This is a genomic window from Paraburkholderia sp. PREW-6R, assembly GCF_039621805.1.
Lineage (GTDB): Bacteria > Pseudomonadota > Gammaproteobacteria > Burkholderiales > Burkholderiaceae > Paraburkholderia.
Genome location: NZ_CP155075.1, coordinates 598263 through 616313, shown reverse-complemented (window position 1 = coordinate 616313; position 18051 = coordinate 598263). Strand labels below are relative to the sequence as shown.

Genomic DNA, 18051 nt, shown 5'->3' with positions numbered 1-18051 from the left:
ATTTCAAGCAGCATTGGTAAGGAATAGCTAAAAATGTCAACTACTCCCGCAAACATCACGCAACGTCGGAGTGCCGCGCTCGACGACGCACACGTGGGCGATATCAAGGGCGCCCTCGGCACGATCGCCCACCACGACACGGCCCCTCGTAGCAGCTGGATGGCGCGCCTGCGCACGCTGCTCGCGATCCTTGGGCCCGGCCTCATCGTCATGGTCGGCGATAACGACGCCGGCGCGTTCGGCACCTATACGCAGGCCGGGCAGAATTACGGCACGTCGCTGCTTTGGACGCTCGCGCTGCTGATGCCGGTTCTCTACGTGAACCAGGAAATGGTCCTGCGCCTGGGCGCCGTGACCGGGGTTGGCCACGCGCGACTCATCTTCGAACGCTTCGGCAAGTTCTGGGGTGCCTTCAGCGTCATCGATCTCTTCCTGCTCAATGCGCTCACGATCGTCACTGAATTCATCGGCATTACATTTGCGCTCGACTTCCTCGGCGTCTCGAAGGTGCTCGGCGTCTGCATTGCAGCGGTGCTGACGATGGCGGCGGTCAGTACGGGCGACTTCCGGCGCTTCGAACGCTTCGCGATCGTGTTGTGCTTGTTGAGTCTCCTGCTGATCCCGGTGCTCGTCTCGATCCACCCGCCGGTCAGCGTCATTGCGCGCGACTTCCTCGTGCCGACCTGGCCGAAGAATTCAAAGCTCTCCGACGTGATGCTGCTTGTGATCGGCATTGTCGGCACGACCGTCGCGCCGTGGCAGCTGTTCTTCCAGCAGAGCTACGTGATCGACAAGCGCATCACGCCGCGCTTCATGAAGTACGAAAAGGCGGACCTCTGGATCGGTATCGCGTTCGTTATTGTCGGCGCCGTGGCGATGATGGCCTTCACGGCTGCGCTGTTCGACGGCAGACCCGAGTTCGGTAACTTCACCGATGCAGGTGGCGTGATCGCCGGCCTGCACAAGTATGTCGGAGAGACGTCGGCCACGATCTTCGCCGTCGCGCTGCTCGACGCGTCGATCATCGGCGCGGCCGCCGTCTCGCTCTCGACGGCCTATGCGATTGGCGATGTCTTCAAGGTCAAGCACTCGCTGCACCGCAGCGTGCTCGACGCGAAGGGCTTCTATCTCGTCTACTTCGGCATCATCGCGCTCGCGGCCGCCCTCGTGCTGATCCCAGGCAGCCCGCTTGGCCTCTTGACGGAGGCGGTGCAGACGCTGGCCGGCGTGCTGCTGCCGAGCGCTACGGTGTTCCTGCTGCTGTTGTGCAATGACAAGGCTGTGCTCGGCCCGTGGGTGAACTCCAGGAAGCTGAACGTATTTACGGGCGCCGTGATCGCCGTCCTCGTCGTGCTCTCGATCATCCTGACGGCCGCCACTGTTTATCCGGATATCAGCGGCGCGGCGATTCTCAAGATTCTCGTGGGCGGATGCGGGCTTGCGGCAGCCGTGTACGCCGCGGTGGAACTCTCGCGCAAGGCGCGCAGTACGGCCGTCGCTGAGGATGCCTCGGCGCTCAACAAACCAGCTCTCAAGGAGTTGCGCAACACGTGGCGCATGGCGCCGCTCGAAGATCTGCCTGCGCCGCAACACCTGACGTTGTCGACACGCGTGTGGATGGGCGTGCTGCGCACCTATCTCGTCGTCGCAGTGGGTCTCGTCATCGTGAAGGTCGTGCAGATAGCCATTCACTGAGGGCTGTCGAACGGATCGGGCAGGCGTACGCGTCGCGTTCTTCCCGCACGGGTTCGGAGTCCGCTCCGAACCCGTTTTGCATTTTGGGCCATTTAAATTGATTGCGGCAGTGTTGTTGCACGGACAATTAATGAAAAAGAGATCGCGAATCGTTGTCGTTCTATTTTATCGAAAAATCAAAGACTTATAAGTATTTTCTGTTAAGTTGTGTGATAATTCGCCGCGTTGATTTTTGTGTCTCCGCATATAGCTGGAGACGTTCTGAGCCAGACTCATGAGCGCTAAAGATACGATCGAAAACGGGCATCACGCAGCGGCGCAACGTAGCACCATGGTGAGCGTTGGCGTGAACCTGCTCCTTTCACTGGCGCAAATCATCATCGGCTTTGTTGCGAGGTCACAAGCGTTGCTATCCGACGGCATCCATTCGCTTTTGGATCTCATTTCGGATTTTGTTGTTCTCTTCGCCGGTCAACAAAGCAGGAAGGGGCCTGATGACGGGCATCCCTACGGACATCGACGCTTCGAGAATGCTGCATCGTTGTTTCTGGGACTGCTTCTGGTTGCCGTCGGCGTTGGGATGCTCTGGAGCGCGGTCTTGAAATTTCGCCATCACGAGGCCATACCGCGCGTCCACGTGGCAGCCTTGTGGACTGCATTAATCGCGCTTGTTGCGAAGGAACTGCTTTTCCGTTACATGCTCGCAGTTGCCAAACGCGTTCGGTCGAGCATGCTGGCCGCGAATGCCTGGCACGCGCGCTCTGATGCCGCATCGTCGCTGATCGCAGCCGTCGGCATTGTCGGCAATCTGCTCGGCTATCCGATTCTCGACCCTGTCGCAGCGCTTGTCGTGGGCGTTATGGTGACCCGCATGGGCTGGCAATTCGCGTGGGCCGCTTTGAACGATCTCATGGATCGCGCGGCCGACGGCGACGAGGTCTCTGCTATTCGAGACACGCTGGCGGCGATGCCCGGCATCGCGGGCTTCCACGACCTTCGAACGCGCAAGATGGGCGACATGATCGTGGTCGACGTTCACCTCGAAGTGGATGCGGGTCTGTCTCTGGTCGAGGCACACGACATCTCGACCGTGATTCAGCGCGAACTCATGGAGAGACATCCCATACTAAACGTCATGACGCATATAGATCCCGTTTGCGAACCGGCGCCAGAAGAGACGAATGCTAATCGTCGTGACCTCGCACTTCGCCTGTCGTAGAGCGAAGTAAATTTGTCACAAAAACGAAGTAAAGTCGTCAACACCCGTTTTTGCGTAGTTCGCACGACAGTTTCGTGACGCAGATTAATGGAAAGCTTCTGATCTATGAGGCGAGCGCCCCTGCCACGAGGCCGCGAGCTACAGGTTGCGTTCATCCTTGCCAAGGCAAAAGCTGCCTGCCATGCGATTGTGGAAATGTCGCGCGATGGCAATACGATGCTCCTTGCGCATCGCTGGTTTCGCTGCAAAGGCAGGAGGAGATTGACGCGCATACAGCTCGCCGCATTGCGCACAGCGATACGGCGATCCCACAAGACTCGCGTTGAGGATGTAGGGTGTTTCCCGCCCGCAACGATGGCATTGCGTCTCGAGCTTTCGTTGGTGAGCGGGACAACGGTTTTCGCTGAACATCTGGTACGTCACGCTGTGATGACCGAGCAATGCGCATTGCCTGCAATACCGGAAAACCGGGTGATGCCGTCCCCGCTGTCCAGCGTCAAGGAGTGAAGCGCGCAACGCCTTGCCGGGCAACAGCAGCATGCGCCTCAGATGTTTAAGATCGACGGCATCACGTAACGGCTCAACGCCTTCGTATGGATCAATGTCCACACCCATCAGCCGGACCAGTGTGTGCCCAGGCAGTCCATTTGCACGCGCGAACTTCCACAGGATCGATACGATCGATTCACCAGGCAACAGCCACCTCGCATCGAATATGAAGCCCAATGCCGGGGTGAGACGACGCTCTTCGAGGCTGAGGATTGGAAAGCGCGGCGCAATGAGCGCGGGCGCCTCCTTACGCATGGACGAGCACACGGCCGGTTGCATGGCGCGACTGGACATAGCCGGAGTGCCGCACAGCGTGGGCCCATAACGAGGCATCCGGACAATACCCCGGAACATCCCTGAGTTCGCTATCCTTGAGCACGATCTCGACGGCCCGCGCAAACGATTCCATAGGTATTTCGAGACGGCCTGGCAGGGTCGCCTTGTGGTGCGCGGCCTCGAAGGCATTCCAGAGTAGGGCCGCATCGCTGACAAGTCGATAACCTGCATCGAACGCCTGAGGCAGGTAAAACCTCGTGAAGCTCCACTGCGTGCCCTCCGGATAGGCAGTCTGGTCGTACCCGTTCAGACACGTGGCGACATCTTCGGCATTGCGGATGCCATGGAAGGCAAGTTCTTCGACCATCAGGCGCGCGACGATCTGCGTCTTGCCGGCGATCTGCAGCGCGCTCTTCTGGGCGAGCAGCTCCTCCTGACCAACGAGGAACGTGAACAGCTTGATCTGCTGGCGGTCGAGTGCATCGTGTACATCCCTCAGCCACTCATATTCGTTTTCGTTGTAGCGCTGCGCCTCATCACAAAAGAGCAGAACCGTCCCGCTGCCAGCGCGAGCAGCCGCTTCCCGGATCCGCAACGATAGTCGCATGCGTTTCGCGGGGTTCGTGCCCGCGTTCGGATCATGATCGCCAACAGCTTCCAGCAGGTTTGAAAAGAATGGCCCTTCAGCGTGCCGCGGCTTGTGCTCGCACCGCGCGTGATAGCTCGTCACTTTGGGATATTCCCTGACAAGCAGCAGCCGCACGTATTCTATCGAACGCGTCTTGCCGATCCTCGGAGCGCCGTAGATGAGCGCGCCCGTCACACGGTAGCGAAGACAGCTTACGACGAGTTCGTAGAATGATTCTATAGCCGGTGTGGCAATCCGATAGTTTCCAGTGACGAGCGGGTGCAGCGACGGATCGACTGGACGCGAGACCTGAAGCGACATGCCTCCCTCCTGTGGGTACCACCTGTCAGTACTACCTGTTAAAAGACCTGCCCCGTTCCGATACCAAGCGTGCGCGGACGAACCGGTTCGACGGGTGCTGTATCGGCGACCACGTCGGTCCCCTTCGCTGTTTCCGCTGACGGTGTTGCTGGAATTGCATCTGATCCTGGCGGCCCTGGCGGTGTTCTAGCCGTTGGTGCGTTTGCGAGAAGGCGCAGCGTCCGCGCTGCATCTGAGGCCGCCCTACGAGACCTGCTTGCTGCGGCGACCTTGGTCCGTACGTAGGCGTCAATCGGATTTTCAGATGGCAAGTGGGCCGAGCCCCTGCCACTTCTAGCCTTCAGTATTTCCCTGCGCAAGGTCAGGTTGTGCGGCATCACACGCCACGCACCTTGTGCATCAAGGACACCGACCTCGCTGCCATCAGCGAGGAACGCACGTACGCAGCGCAGATCGTCAGCATTGATGTAGACGCGGAGCGATTGGCCAATCAGCTGGGCGCTGCTGGCAAGGACCACGTTGGTATAGCGCACGCCGAACAGGTTGATGTGAGGACGGACGCCGAGCGCAAGATAGCCGCGCACCCGGCAGTGCCGCGCGGATTGCATCAGGCATAACGTACGTCTGCGCACCTCGGGCAACCAAGCCAGCAATTGCACTCTTCCACGAACAAAGAATTCCATCGCTTCGAGCGGCGTCGCGCCATTCAGCCCACTGTGAGGCGTGCCGTGGTAGCTTGCAATCGAATAAGTGATCAACTCGTCCAGTTCATCAAGCGACACATACAGGCGGAGGTCACGTTTTGGGTCGGCCAGCGCGCGGCGCAGGTCACGAGGATGGGAGCCCGTGTAGCCTGGGAGGCGTGAGGACAGCCTGCTGGCGATTGTGCCAAAGAAGCGCTCGATATACGGGCGCTCGTCCGGACTGTGTTTCGGTCCTGCACTGACGACGCAACCAACGAACTCACAGAGTGCAGCCAGCGTTTCACCAGCGAGATTCGCCTTCGCATTGTCGAGTCGTATGCACTCCCAGCTGACGTAGGCAAGCTCGGGCAGGCGCTGTGACGCGAAACCGTCCTGCGGTTGGCAGGCAAGTCCGGGGATGGTGAAGGCGCGCACTGGCCGAGGTTCGAGCGCGTTCTCGATCGTCTTGATCACATCGTAACGACTGTATTCGCGGGTCAGCGCCAGGTGATGACCGAGCACCACGCGCGTGCATACGTCGATGATCATTAGCAGCCACACCCGCTCGATTTCAAACTCATGCTCGAATCCGAGCGGATCACGAATGACAACCTTCAGCCGCACATCGAGCCGGTGACCATCGAATTCGACGACCTGATACGGCCGCGTCGCTGCGGGAGCAGGCACATCGTCGGTTCGGGGTAGTCCCTTCAGGTGCGATGCGCCGGCAGCAGCCGCTACCATTCCAAAACCACGCAAAAGCTCCGCCTTCACCCGCGAGGACAGCGACCGGATCGCCCGCCCCGCGGTGTTGAACGGATAATCGGCGGCCGTCAAGCCCAGTTGCCTGCACTCTTGCAGAAATCTTTCGTGCAGGGCTCGCAAACCGTGCAGCCGGATCCGGATGCCGTCGTTCGAAGGTATCTGCTTGAGTGTCACGCGGCGCTGTCTGATCTGCAGCACGAGCCACGCAGCGAGCATGGGATAACACTCAAACAGTAGCGAAAGCGCAGCCACGGCACCGCCCCGTTCGCCGCACTTGGTCACGGGCAGCAGGCGTGTGTATTCCGTCACGCGGGCATGAACGACAAGCGCACGAAAGCCATATATCCGCCCGTCGGCATGCAGCGAGAGTGCCCTGTCGAGAAACCGGTAGAGCTGTTTGCGGTTGACTCCAGTTACGGCCTCAATACTTCCAATAGTCTCATCTTTAGCATAACGCTCAATGGCGTCGATATGCTTCTGGACGCGACTACGCCCGGTGGCGTCGAGTTCTGTCCATGCGATGGTCGGCCACGAGGCGAGATCCAGTGTCTGGAATTCGGGTCTACGGCGGCTCATGATTTGGCCTGGACCGCAACAAAGCGCGTCAGAAACGACAGGCTTTCAGTGTGTAGCTCCAGCGCCTTGATGCGACCGCAGTGCAACAGTTCGAAGACAGCTGCGCGGATGAGCGCGGGGTCGCCAGTCGAGAACTCACGCTCTATCGTCATCAGCGATTGAGATGACACGACGAAGCGCTCGATCGCGCCCCGCAGCGAAGGCATGACGAGGCCGCGCGCGGCGACGAGTACGGGTAGCATACGCTGCCAGTTTCCGGTCCACACACGCGCAGCTGCCCTTTCGGCTGCATCAATGTGCCGCACGGCGAAGGCTTCTGGGTCGAAGTCAAGACGACTCCGCAGGCAATCCGTCGCCGGTGTCGGCTCCGATAGTACTACCAAGCATTCATGGTCATCAGACCTTGCCCAGAAGTCGACGACACAGCGTTGCCCGTCGACTGCCATGAAGCCAGGCCGTTCACAGAATGACTTTGCCGCAGGATCCGCTTCGAGCATCAGCCATGCTTCGAAAGCGCTGCGCCTGTACAGCGTCAGACGTCGCCCTAGTTTCGGACTGAAGACGTCATAACGGTGCGCGCCGCGAGGACGCGGCAGCGTGAGCGGCTCGAAGCTTCGCAAAACGTCGACCATGTGGACCACCTGCCTGAGGATTTCATGGTCTAGGACGAACGTGAGTTGACAATTTTAATTCGCGCTAACGCGAAGTGACGACTTTACTTCGCCAGTTAACGAAGCAATGTCGTCAATTCAATGGCTAAACCTTCGCCCCCGCGAGCACGGTGCAGTGACAACTTTCCTTCGTTTTACGGCAACCGTGAGGCCATGAGTTGTGACGAAACGGAGAAAGCGGCCGAACATCGCGCGATGCTGAACGATGGAGCGCTCAGCAAAGGCGCGCCTGTCCGCACCGGTTGCTTCAATGCGCTGCCATTCGCCGTAGGCCGTCTCGGGATCGGATTGCCAGAGCCCTGCATCCATAAATGTATATACTGAAATGCGCTCCTGCCGATCATAAACGAAGCTGACGCTTCGCAAAACCAGCCAGCAGAGGGACGGCCGCAAGCCGTACCCAAAAATGGGGCATTATTACTTCGGGGGAGCGCGTGATTAAGGGGCAAAGACATACGCGCGATCTTACGCACCGCCGCCAGGCGTCGAGGCGTCGAGGCGTCGATTAATAGCACGGACCACCGCCGACTCCCGTGACTCTGGGTAAAGCTTAACGGCGAGGACGGCTTGATCGCCGGGTTGCAATTGCCCAGGCCTCTACGTCGTCATCGTGAACCCAGCTAGCCGCGAGCTCACACGCGGCCCGCGCGGCCGCTGCAAGTTCATCACCGTTTTCTATCGTTACCTTTACGGTGTCGCCGGCCGCCTCAGCGGCGATGTGAATGTTTGACGGACGTGAAAAAGAGATTCCGGTTGCAAGTAGCAACCGCACCAGATCGTCGCGAGAATTGAGCGGGTCAAAGCGGTCCAGGTTCACCGCGACAACCCTGTCAGCATCGGAAAAAGCCGCCAGTCCCGCTCGCAGGATCAGTTCAGAATCCGTCATTTCCCATCCTTCCGGGTGACCCGTCCTCCTGTGCGCCGTGGGCCGCACAAAACCCTCCTGCTGCTCGCCGTGCCTTCCATTCTTCCGGGCATAGCCAGGTTGCACCGGCGACGGTGTTGCGGCACGGCGCGCCTTCCTTTGTAAGTGCGGAGCAATAAACCGTCCCCTGAGACTCATGCCATTCGAGATACTCGGGCCTGGTCAGCCCCAGCAGGCTTGCGAACGCCGCTGGTCTGTCCGTCGTCAGAAGGTAGGCCTGTTCCGGGGATAAAGTGCGCGAGGACAGGCCGCCCAGCGACGGTACGCCGACGACAAGCCGGCAGCCAGCGTTTTGCAGGGCCGCCACAACCGCCACGAAGTCAGCTTTGTCCATATCCTGCCTTCCTGTCAGTTTGGTTCTGCGTGCTTGCGAAGCAACGCAAGGATGGCGTCGTCTACAGTGGCATGCAGCACATACTCCACCCCATGAGGCAGCAGGGCTGCGAAGGCATCACTCAATGTATACGCAACTTCAGTCACGTCCTTTTCCCGGACGATTACGCGCAGGCCTGCCGTGAGTTCTGCTTCCAGGTCTCGCCCGTTGATGAGAAGTTGGATGCTAACCATGAAAACCTCCAGTGATCATTGCCACAGCACTTGTCCGGCACGATCTGAATGTGCTCGCGCGCCAAGCTATTTTCCTCGTTATGTGTCGCCGGTGGTGCGCCTGGCTTTGGCTATTGCATCTGCGGCGATCTGTTCGAGAGACACTCCAAATATGCCATGTGCCGAGGCGTTCTTTTTTGCCGTATCTGGACGTGACAGATAAAAGGCTCCGGCAGATGATTTGCGAGGTCTTATGAAGATGATTGCTCTTGCCTTTCCCATCTCCTTACTTTATAGTAAGGAGCATTGGAGGTACCACTATGACAGCAGCAACTATCACATCAAAGGGCCAGGTCACGATCCCTGTGGACGTGCGCAATCACCTTGGCCTGGAGTCTGGCGACCGGATCGAATTCAGCTTCAACGAGACGACGGGCCGGTATGAGGTTTATCCCGCCACGCGCTCACTCGCATTGCTCAAGGGAGTTGTGAAGAAACCCGCGAATCCGGTGTCAATTGAGGACATGAACCTAGCCATTGCCGAGCAGGGGGCGTCAGCGCGATGATCGGATTGGATACGAACGTGCTAGCCCGCTATTTCGCCCAAGACGATGCTGTTCAGTCGAAGAAGGCTACCGCGCTGATGGAGTCCCTGTCGGCGGAGCGTCCGGGATACGTTTCACAGGTTGCGCTGATCGAGGTTGTGTGGGTTCTTGGGCGTTGCTACGGCGTGGAGCGCGAGCAGATAAAAGACATTATCGACTCGATGATTGGCACGAAGGAACTGGTTGTTGAAGGGGCTGACACGGTGCGAAAAGCACTCCGCGTTTTCGCAGCCTCGGCAAAGGCGGATTTCGCGGACTGCCTGATTGAGCGTTCGGGGTATGCCGCCGAGTGCGAGTACACGGCGACTTTCGATGTAAACGCGTCGAAGGCCGCAGGGATGCAGTTGATTAAATAACCGGGAAATTGATCGTGACGCCCATCGACCTAGCGAACCGCTGGCGGAAGGTGAATGGTTACGCCGGTCGCGGCGGTGTGGTCGTGGTGTTTAACGGCGAAGTTCAGAGTTGGGTGAACGCCGGACTGAGGCTTTCGAGGCAGCGCAGTACGGAAAATAATCGGATCGAGCTAAGCTACTTCCCTGTCATTCAACCTGGCCGAGAGACTACGGCGGAAACACCGGCGAAATTACAGTGTCAGCGCCGACGCTCCGATATCACAAGAAATCGATATGAATAAAACAAGTCGAGCGGCCCACAGGCCGCTTACGTTTGAAGCGAACCTTGCGAAAAGCTTTTCCCTGAAAGAAGTACCCACGCTGCGCGCCGGCGTGGCGACGGTAGCACCTCCTGTCATGTTCTCAAGGTTGACGAACAATCGCCCTCAGCCAGGTCGCTCAATCGCACCAAAACCAGAAGAAGCGTTCATCTTTCAGGTACCGCTCATCGCTAACCCCGACCCGGAGATTCGCTACTCTGGCAGGCCGACCGGCCGTTCAGCCGACGCCGGCAAGCCTGGCTGGTCCTGTCTGCTGGATTTGCGCGATGGCCCCTCGCGACGGCTCGACACTCCGTTCGATAACATCCGAATTTACATCTCGCAGCGCACGATCGACGAATTCGTGTATCAGAAAGGCAGGCGCCGCATCCCCGGGCTTGTGCAGCAAGGGTTTGGTGAGTGGGACGCCGTGCTATTTCACTTCTCGCAGACATTGGTGGCGCTCCTGGAGCGGCCCTGCGAGGTAAATACGCTTCTGGTCGATGCCCTAGGCGTCGCATTTTGCGAGCATGTGATAGTCCGATACGGTGGAAGAGTCACTCTAGAACCTGTTAAGCGGCCCAAGCTGGCTCCTTGGCAGATGCAGCGCATTACCGATTTTTTCGAGGCGAACCTGAATGGCAATCCGTCCATTCTGGATCTGGCGAGCCAATGCGATCTCTCAGCGAGCTATTTTACGGAAGCCTTCAGACAGACAGCCGGGCTCTCGCCGCATCAATGGCTACTGAGGCGCAGGATTGATCGCGCGAAGTCGCTACTCAGCGGCACGGAAGCGAGCCTTGCCTCCATTGCAGCGGACTGCGGATTCTTTGATCAGAGCCATTTCTCCCGGGTGTTCGTCCGCCTCGTGGGTTGCAGGCCGAAGTATTGGCGGCTACACAACCGCGCCCGCTGACGCATCCACTAACGCGTCGCGTCCCCAAGCCTGGCCGCCTCTATTGCAGGCGCCTATCAGCGTTTTGTCCATCCCACCATAGCTTTATCCAAGACCCAGCCGCCCTGCTCCGCTACGCTTCAACCACATCGAGTTGGGGAGTTAGATCTTGGATCAGCCACTTAAAACCGCGTCGGCCAACATTGTCGGGGCGCGAGCCGGCAAGCGCAACGCGCCGATCGTGCGTTCGTTTTTCGACGAGGGTACGTGCACGGCAAGCTATGTCGTGCACGACCCCGTCACTCTGACCGCGGCAATTATTGACGCCGTGCTGGACTTCGATGCACCCTCGGGCCGCACCTCGAAGCGGTCGGCGCAGGCTATCGTTGCCTATGTCGAGTCGGAGGGGCTGTCGATTGAATGGGTGCTTGAAACACACGCTCACGCCGACCATCTCACCGCTGCGCCCTATCTGCAGGAGCAGGTGGGCGGCACGATCGCAATCGGGCGTGCCATCACCGACGTACAGAAGCTCTTCGGCGACATCTTCAATGCCGAGCCAGAATTCAAGCGAGACGGATCGCAGTTCGATCATCTTTTCGATGACGGCGAATCGTTCACGATCGGGACGCTTGAATGCACCGTGCTAAACGTTCCAGGCCACACGCCAGCTGACGTGGCTTATGTGATCGGCGACGCCGTGTTTTGCGGTGACACGCTGTTCATGCCCGACTACGGGACCGCGCGAGCAGATTTTCCGGGCGGCGATGCAGGCCAGCTCTTTCGCTCAATTCGGAGGCTTCTCAGCTTGCCTGACGATGCGCGCCTCTTTCTCTGTCACGACTACAAGGCTCCGGGCCGTGACACATATGCGTGGGAAACGACGATCGGCGCAGAACGTATGGCCAATGTGCACGCTCGCGACGGCGTGACGGAAGATGAGTTCGTCGCCGCACGTAACGCGCGCGATGCAACATTGGCCGTTCCGAAGCTGATCCTTCCGGCCATCCAGGTAAACATGCGGGCCGGTGCACTGCCGCCCCGGGAAAGCAACGGCCGGCGCTACCTCAGGATTCCACTCGATACGATCTAACAGGTTCGCCGCTCGCACAGGGCCTCGTTGCAGCCCGATCGCAAAGAATGTCGGTTCAGTAGCTCAAAGCGAACGCACGGAGCCGCTCTCACCCCGCCCAGCTGCTCCTATGAACGAACCCTTCAGAAGGATTCTGATGAACCCCAAAGAGCTTGCGCCGAACCTCTCGGTCAGTTCGCAACTGAGCCTCGCCGATATCGGCGAGGCAAAGGCGCGAGGATTTCTCTCCGTCATCGTCAACCGCCCCGACGCCGAGCAACCAGGCCAACCCACTATCGCCGAAATGCGTGAGGCTGCCCGTGCCGTCGGGCTCGGTTTCGCCGCGATTCCCGTTTTACCTGGAAAAGCCACGGCTGACGACGCGTCGAAATTTTCGTCTGCGCTCGAAACATTGAATGGCCCCGTGATCGCGTATTGCCGCACCGGTGTAAGGGCCGCCACGCTGTGGGCGCTATCGGTCGGCGCGTCAATCGAGCCGGGAGAAATCCTGCAACGGATCACCGCCGTCGGCTACGACCTGAACGCGCTACGCCCTCGGCTTGAAGAACTTTTCAGAAGCGATCAGCCAGGCGGCGAACCAGATGCTGGGCAGCGCGGATAGCGTAGCACCGCGCGACTCACTGTTTGCCCAACCCCGACTAGAAAGGAGAAGTTCGAAATGGCAACCACCAATCCCCCCCTACCGCAATTCGTCGAGCACCGGGTCAAGCGTCACAGCGGGAGTGTCTACGTCCGCGACTTCGCCGGCACTGGTCCCACATTCGTCGTGCTGCACGGCTTTCCGGACGACTCGCACATCTACGACCTGCTCATTCCTCGCCTCGTCTCGGCGGGCCGACGAGTGGTCGCTGTCGACTTCCTCGGCTTTGGCGGGTCCGATAAGCCGGTCGGGGCCCAATATAGTTTCCCCCAACAACTGGGTGATCTCGAAGCGGTCGTCGAGGCGCTATCCCTTGAGCAGATCATTCCTGTCGGCCACGACGCCGGTGGACCTGCAGCCATCAACTTCGCGCTGAAGCGCCCCGAGCGTACAAGCGCGGTCGTGGTGATGAACGCCTTCTACGGGGACGCCCCTGGCCTGCGGGTGCCCGAGCTGATCGAGCTTTTCTCGAACAGGGAATTGCGGGCGCTGGCCACGCACTTCCTGCAAAGCCCGCAGCAGTTTGCATGGCTCATCGATTTCCAGCGAAACCTGCTTCAACACGGGCTGAGCGACGAACAGAAAGTGAACTACTTCGAGTTCCTTGGTCCTGTCATTGACAACAACTTCCGCCAACAGCCAAGCGCAGCTACCGCGTTCGCGCAGATGACGTCCCAGTTGCATGAAGAGGTGGCCGCGAACACGGCCCGGATTGTCGATTTCCGGCGGTCCGCGGTTCCGGTTCATTTGATATGGGGTAATGCCGACCCTTACCTTCATCTGGGCGTCGCGCAACACCTTCAGTTGCAGGGGAAGAATGTATCACTCCACGCGCTTGGTGCAGGCCACTGGCCCCAGATAGATGCCACGGACGAAGTTGCACAAATCATGCTGGGCGTGCGCTGACCTCTTTGGCTGTTTGCAGCGAGCGGAGAGCAAAGCAAAGGTCTGAGCTGCCCTGAGACGTACTGGAGAGAATATGAAAGATGAAAGTGCAGTGGTATTGATTACAGGGGCATCCTCCGGTATCGGTGGCGCGACCGCACGAACGCTGGCGGGCGCTGGCTACCGCGTATTTGGCGGCGTTCGCAGACCCGAAGCGGCGGCAACGGCGCCCGGCGTGGAGTACGTCGGGATGGACGTACGAGACGATGCATCTGTCGTGGCCGCCGTGAGCCAGGTGATAAAAAAAGCCGGACGAATCGACATTGTGATTAACAACGCCGGCGTTTCGCTGGTTGGGCCAGTCGAAGCCACCAGCGATACCGAGGCGGCGGCACTGTTCGATGTAAATTTGTTCGGTGTGCTGCGTGTCATGAGGGCCGTCTTGCCGTCCATGCGTGAAAATCGAAGCGGCCTCGTCCTTAATATCAGTTCGGTACTCGGCTTCCTGCCTGCTCCTTACATGGGTCTGTACGCAAGCAGCAAGCACGCTTTGGAGGGTCTCTCGGAGTCGCTCGATCACGAGGTACGGGCGTTTGGCGTGCGAGTCGTGCTCGTTGAGCCAAGCTTCAGTCGAACGAATCTGGATATAAATGCAACGCGGACACAGGCCGTGATCGAAGATTACGCCATCGCTTGCGCCCAATCCGTGAACGCCGTACGACAGCAGATCAATGACGGGCCTCCGCCCGAGGACGTAGCGGGAAAAATCGTTTCGATAATTCGCGGCACGTATCGGCTCAGACAGCCCGCGGACGGCAGGGCGAGGTTGCTCAGTTTCTTGCGACGCTTTGCGCCGTTCGGGCAGGTCGACAAAAGCTTGAGGCGGGCGTTTGGAATCCAGTCTTGAGCAAATAATCGTGCCGCTGCTATCTGCGAAGTTTCAGGTGGTGGCGCCTGCGCGCAGCCAGCCATGACCATGAACAGTATCGTGGGCTCTCAAGCATCATACGCAACTGGCGCGAACAGGCCGCCAGATGCAACGACCTCGCGCGCGAGAAACGAACGGATACAACGATTCCGCGAGCGGCCGCCTTGCGCCTCGGGCGCGCTGGCTGCAAGCGTACAAACCTTCTCGCTGCGTTGCGTCTCGCGGGCGAGCCATAGGATGAGAGATTTCATCCATTCCGTGAATGGACGGTGCTGCCAATCCGTCTCGACATGTGAGGGTACCTGAAATGGTTGACCAGATCTTTTTCGTCGCAGGTGCAACTGGCGATACAGGCGGTGCCACGGCTGACGCACTTCTACGCACACGCGAAAAAGTGCGAACGCTGGTGCGCAAGGAAAGCGAAAAGAGCGAGCGCCTCAGATCACAAGGAGTCGAGGTCATCATCGGTGACCTTGGCGACCTCGACGACGTGGCGGGCGCTCTACATGGAGTTTTTTCTGCGTACTTTGTGTTTCCAATCGAAGCAGACGGTATTCAGGCAAGCGCTTATTTTGCGCAGGCCGCCGAAGAGGCCGACCTGACCGCCATCGTGAACATGTCGCAAATTTCCGCCCGACGGATGGCAAAAAGTCGTGCTGCTCGCGATCACTGGATTTCGGAGCGTGTCCTTAACGGCTTCAGGACCCCGGTGACGCATATCCGTCCAACGTTTTTTGCTCAATGGCTGACATATCCAGGGCAAGTTGCCAGCGTCAAGGAAGATGGCGTGCTCCGGCTCCCATTTGGCGAAGGCCGTCATGCGCCTATCGCGGCTGAAGACCAGGGACGGGTCATCGCGGCCATTCTGAGGGAGCCTGGCGCCCATGCGGGTATGGTCTATCCGCTCTATGGACCGGTCGAAATGAACCACCACGAAATTGCTGCCGCGATGGCACGCGTGCTGGGCCGCGATGTGAAATATGAGCCAATTGACCTTGAGCTTTTTAGAAAACGTCTCGATGGCGATAGCAGATTCAGCGACACCTTCGCGCAGCATCTTTTATCCGTCGCGCTTGACTACCAGAACGGTGTTTTCGCTGGGACCAATGATGTCGTCGCCGATATAACCGGTGAACCACCGATAACCGTCGAAACCTACATCCGAAAACATGCTGCAGTATTCGACGACTAGCAAGCCAGTTATATACGGCAGCAGTCACGCCCCCGGATTGGGAACGCAAAGCGCAGCTGACATCGACGATCGATTTCTATGACCTGGGCGCTCGTTACGTCGGACCGGTGAAACGGTGCCATTGCACCGACCCGACTGCAATAGAGGCCGCTACACGTGGGCCTTTGGTGAACGTGAACGTGAACGAACGGTCTCAGCGGTGACCGCCTGAGTCGTTGCAACGCGGACGTCAACCAACAGACTGCAATTTTTCACAGGATATCGGCGATGCGAATGTCTTCATCGCCGGAATCATCGTCATCAACGAATGAGCGTCCGCCATTATGTCGACTCCTGCCCAACCTCAACATCCCCCGCTTACCGGGGCGACGCTAGCGCTAGGCTCGCTGAGTGTGGGCCTGGCTGGGTTCATGACCGTACTCGACTCGTCGATCGCCAACGTCGCGATCCCGACCATCTCCGGCAACGTGGGCGTATCGGTCGATGAGGGCACCTGGGTCATCACTGTGTTTGCGGCGGCGAACTCTGTCGCAATACCGCTGACGGGCTGGCTTACGCAGCGTCTGGGGCAGGTTCGTCTGTTCGTCGGTTCGATCTTGCTGTTTACGCTCGCCTCCTGGCTATGCGGCATCGCACCGTCGCTGCCAATCCTGCTGGCAGCGCGCGTATTTCAGGGGGCCGTGGCCGGCCCTTTGATTCCAATGTCCCAGGCGCTGCTGCTTAGTTCGTGGCCCAAGGAGAAGTCATCGCTGGCGCTCTCGATCTTCTCGATGATTGTCGTGACCGGACCGATCGTCGGGCCCGCGCTCGGGGGCTGGGTAACCGACAGCTATAGCTGGTCGTGGATCTTCTACGTGAACATTCCGGTCGGACTTTTCGCGGCGGCGATGGTCTGGATGCTGTACCGGCGCCGCGATACGCCCACGAAGGCGATTCCCATCGATATTGTCGGCCTCGCGCTGCTGATTGTTTGGGTCGCCTCGCTGCAGGTGATGCTCGATAAGGGCAAGGATCTTGACTGGTTTTCGTCGAACACAATCGTCGTACTCACCCTTATCGCGGTGGTGGGGCTCGCGTTTTTTATCGTCTGGGAGCTGACTGAGAAGAATCCGGTTGTTGACCTGACGCTTTTCAGGCAGCGCAACTTCCTGGGCGGCACGGTGTCGATCGCCGTCGCATACGCAATTTTCTTCGGCACGCTAGTGTTGTTGCCGCAGTGGATGCAGGAGTACCTTGGCTACCGCGCGGTGGATGCCGGCCTCGCAACTGCGCCGCTCGGCATCTTCGCGGTGATCGGCGCACCCATCATGGGCAAGATCCTGCCGCGCTCAGATGCTCGCATCATCGGCACTTTCGCGTTCATCGGCTTTGCGATCGTCTACTACATGCGCAGCTTCTTCTATACCGATCTGAGCGAGGGCTTCATCATACTGCCGACCCTATTGCAAGGCATCCCAATGGCGCTCTTTTTCGCGCCTCTCACCGTGATCATCTTGTCGGGACAGCCGCCGGAAAAGGTGCCGGCTGCGGCAGGCCTGTCGACGTTCGCCCGCATGTTCTTCGGCGGCATCGGCACGTCGCTTGCTGGCGTACTGTGGAACGACCGCACCATCATGCATCATGAGATCCTTACGCAGCAGTCCAACCTCACCAATCCGCAATTCAACCAACAGATGGATGCTTACCATTCTCTGCTTGGGCTTGGCACCAACGCGTCGTATGCGCTGTTCGATCATGTAGTACAAGCCCAGTCAGCCATGCTAGGGCTGAATGACGTGTTCTACGGAGGGGCGATCATCATGATTATCATCATCCCGCTGATCTGGATTACGAAGCCAGGAAAGGTCGGCGGTACCAGTGACGCCGCCTCGGCGGCGCACTGAGAAGGCATCGGGGATTCGTAGGTCGTATCCCATGTGAAACGTCGTTCTATTCATGCTGCATGCCGCAGATAGTGATCGCGCGCCGCGCGTTGGCTATGGGTTGTGACCGGAAGCATCGGACAAGCACAACCGGCGGATGAACCTCTCCGTAACGTCCCGCTGGGCCAGTCCTCCGTCCAGCCTCCGGTTGCCGGAACGGCCACGTCTGCGCGAGGCCAGTCCCGCTGCACCGGATTGCTGGTAGCGATCACCAGGCGCTCAACCTGACGTACGGTCAAGCCCAACCGTTCGACCGCGCGCCCGGGCTTGACGCCCATGTCGACAACGGCCTGGATGACCTTCAGACGGTCGGGTTCGCGCATGTTCAATGTCGCCAGTGCAGTTGCATGCATGGCGGGCTCCATAGTCCCGCAGGGAACCG

20 protein-coding genes are annotated in these 18051 nt (G+C 59.1%); 11 read left to right on the top strand and 9 right to left on the bottom strand.

The features are described from left to right. Positions 1–33 precede the first annotated feature (33 nt). Together AAGS40_RS27370 and AAGS40_RS27365 are read left to right on the top strand one after the other, a co-directional pair. Positions 34–1695 (top strand): NRAMP family divalent metal transporter, encoded by a 1662-nt coding sequence (locus tag AAGS40_RS27370; protein ID WP_345816699.1) that lies wholly within the window; start codon positions 34–36, stop codon positions 1693–1695. A 274-nt stretch (positions 1696–1969) separates the two neighbouring features. Then, positions 1970–2914 (top strand): cation diffusion facilitator family transporter, encoded by a 945-nt coding sequence (locus tag AAGS40_RS27365; protein ID WP_345816698.1) that lies wholly within the window; start codon positions 1970–1972, stop codon positions 2912–2914. A gap of 138 nt (positions 2915–3052) precedes the next feature. Here the strand turns inward: AAGS40_RS27365 and AAGS40_RS27360 are convergent, their stop codons facing one another. The 7 genes from AAGS40_RS27360 to AAGS40_RS27330 all read right to left on the bottom strand — a co-directional run bounded on the left by AAGS40_RS27360 (position 3053) and on the right by AAGS40_RS27330 (position 8875). Then, entirely contained in the window at positions 3053–3742 is a 690-nt protein-coding gene (locus AAGS40_RS27360; RefSeq protein WP_345816697.1) for a hypothetical protein, read from the bottom strand. Then, complete coding sequence (locus tag AAGS40_RS27355) at positions 3711–4688, bottom strand: ATP-binding protein (protein WP_345816696.1); 978 nt, start codon at positions 4686–4688, stop codon at positions 3711–3713. The genes AAGS40_RS27360 and AAGS40_RS27355 overlap by 32 nt, the downstream gene beginning before the upstream one ends. Positions 4689–4726: 38 nt before the next feature. Beyond that, positions 4727–6712: an integrase gene (locus AAGS40_RS27350; protein ID WP_345816695.1), complete on the bottom strand. Its 1986-nt coding sequence runs from the start codon at positions 6710–6712 to the stop codon at positions 4727–4729. Continuing rightward, entirely contained in the window at positions 6709–7344 is a 636-nt protein-coding gene (locus AAGS40_RS27345) for a hypothetical protein (RefSeq protein WP_345816694.1), read from the bottom strand. Before AAGS40_RS27345 ends, AAGS40_RS27350 begins: the two co-directional genes overlap by 4 nt. A 589-nt stretch (positions 7345–7933) precedes the next feature. After that, positions 7934–8269: a hypothetical protein gene (locus AAGS40_RS27340; RefSeq protein WP_345816693.1), complete on the bottom strand. Its 336-nt coding sequence runs from the start codon at positions 8267–8269 to the stop codon at positions 7934–7936. Next, positions 8256–8642 (bottom strand): hypothetical protein, encoded by a 387-nt coding sequence (locus tag AAGS40_RS27335; RefSeq protein WP_345816692.1) that lies wholly within the window; start codon positions 8640–8642, stop codon positions 8256–8258. The genes AAGS40_RS27340 and AAGS40_RS27335 overlap by 14 nt, the downstream gene beginning before the upstream one ends. 14 nt (positions 8643–8656) lie before the next feature. Then, the gene (locus AAGS40_RS27330; RefSeq protein ID WP_345816691.1) at positions 8657–8875 is read right to left on the bottom strand and encodes a hypothetical protein; all 219 of its coding nucleotides are present in this window, start codon (positions 8873–8875) and stop codon (positions 8657–8659) included. A 299-nt stretch (positions 8876–9174) separates the two neighbouring features. Between AAGS40_RS27330 and AAGS40_RS27325 the strand changes: the two genes are divergently transcribed. The 7 genes from AAGS40_RS27325 (at position 9175) to AAGS40_RS27295 (ending at position 14534) form a co-directional block, all read left to right on the top strand. Further along, the gene (locus tag AAGS40_RS27325; protein ID WP_345816690.1) at positions 9175–9420 is read left to right on the top strand and encodes an AbrB/MazE/SpoVT family DNA-binding domain-containing protein; all 246 of its coding nucleotides are present in this window, start codon (positions 9175–9177) and stop codon (positions 9418–9420) included. Beyond that, the gene (locus AAGS40_RS27320) at positions 9417–9815 is read left to right on the top strand and encodes a type II toxin-antitoxin system VapC family toxin (protein WP_345816689.1); all 399 of its coding nucleotides are present in this window, start codon (positions 9417–9419) and stop codon (positions 9813–9815) included. The genes AAGS40_RS27325 and AAGS40_RS27320 overlap by 4 nt, the downstream gene beginning before the upstream one ends. Positions 9816–10088: 273 nt before the next feature. After that, positions 10089–11030, top strand: coding sequence for an AraC family transcriptional regulator (locus tag AAGS40_RS27315; protein WP_345816688.1), 942 nt, complete (start codon positions 10089–10091; stop codon positions 11028–11030). A gap of 181 nt (positions 11031–11211) precedes the next feature. After that, entirely contained in the window at positions 11212–12102 is an 891-nt protein-coding gene (locus AAGS40_RS27310; RefSeq protein ID WP_345817607.1) for an MBL fold metallo-hydrolase, read from the top strand. A gap of 136 nt (positions 12103–12238) precedes the next feature. Further along, on the top strand, positions 12239–12703 hold the full coding sequence (locus AAGS40_RS27305) for a TIGR01244 family sulfur transferase (RefSeq protein WP_345816687.1): 465 nt from the start codon (positions 12239–12241) through the stop codon (positions 12701–12703). A gap of 57 nt (positions 12704–12760) precedes the next feature. Further along, entirely contained in the window at positions 12761–13648 is an 888-nt protein-coding gene (locus tag AAGS40_RS27300; RefSeq protein ID WP_345816686.1) for an alpha/beta hydrolase, read from the top strand. Between the two features lie 73 nt (positions 13649–13721). Continuing rightward, positions 13722–14534 carry an oxidoreductase gene (locus AAGS40_RS27295; protein WP_345816685.1) on the top strand — a complete coding sequence of 271 codons (813 nt, stop codon included), beginning with the start codon at positions 13722–13724 and terminating at the stop codon, positions 14532–14534. 89 nt (positions 14535–14623) lie between these two features. On the opposite strand, the gene AAGS40_RS27290 is transcribed toward AAGS40_RS27295, so the two are convergent. Continuing rightward, complete coding sequence (locus tag AAGS40_RS27290) at positions 14624–14806, bottom strand: hypothetical protein (protein WP_345816684.1); 183 nt, start codon at positions 14804–14806, stop codon at positions 14624–14626. A 56-nt stretch (positions 14807–14862) separates the two neighbouring features. On the opposite strand from AAGS40_RS27290, the gene AAGS40_RS27285 reads away from it, so the two are divergent. Both AAGS40_RS27285 and AAGS40_RS27280 read left to right on the top strand, forming a co-directional pair. Next, a complete protein-coding gene (locus AAGS40_RS27285) occupies positions 14863–15747 on the top strand; it encodes an NmrA family NAD(P)-binding protein (RefSeq protein WP_345816683.1) in 885 nt (294 codons plus the stop codon). A 323-nt stretch (positions 15748–16070) separates the two neighbouring features. Beyond that, positions 16071–17630, top strand: a complete 1560-nt coding sequence (locus tag AAGS40_RS27280; protein WP_345816682.1) for a DHA2 family efflux MFS transporter permease subunit — start codon at positions 16071–16073, stop codon at positions 17628–17630. A gap of 50 nt (positions 17631–17680) precedes the next feature. On the opposite strand, the gene AAGS40_RS27275 is transcribed toward AAGS40_RS27280, so the two are convergent. Beyond that, a complete protein-coding gene (locus AAGS40_RS27275; protein ID WP_345816681.1) occupies positions 17681–18022 on the bottom strand; it encodes a hypothetical protein in 342 nt (113 codons plus the stop codon). Positions 18023–18051 lie beyond the last annotated feature (29 nt).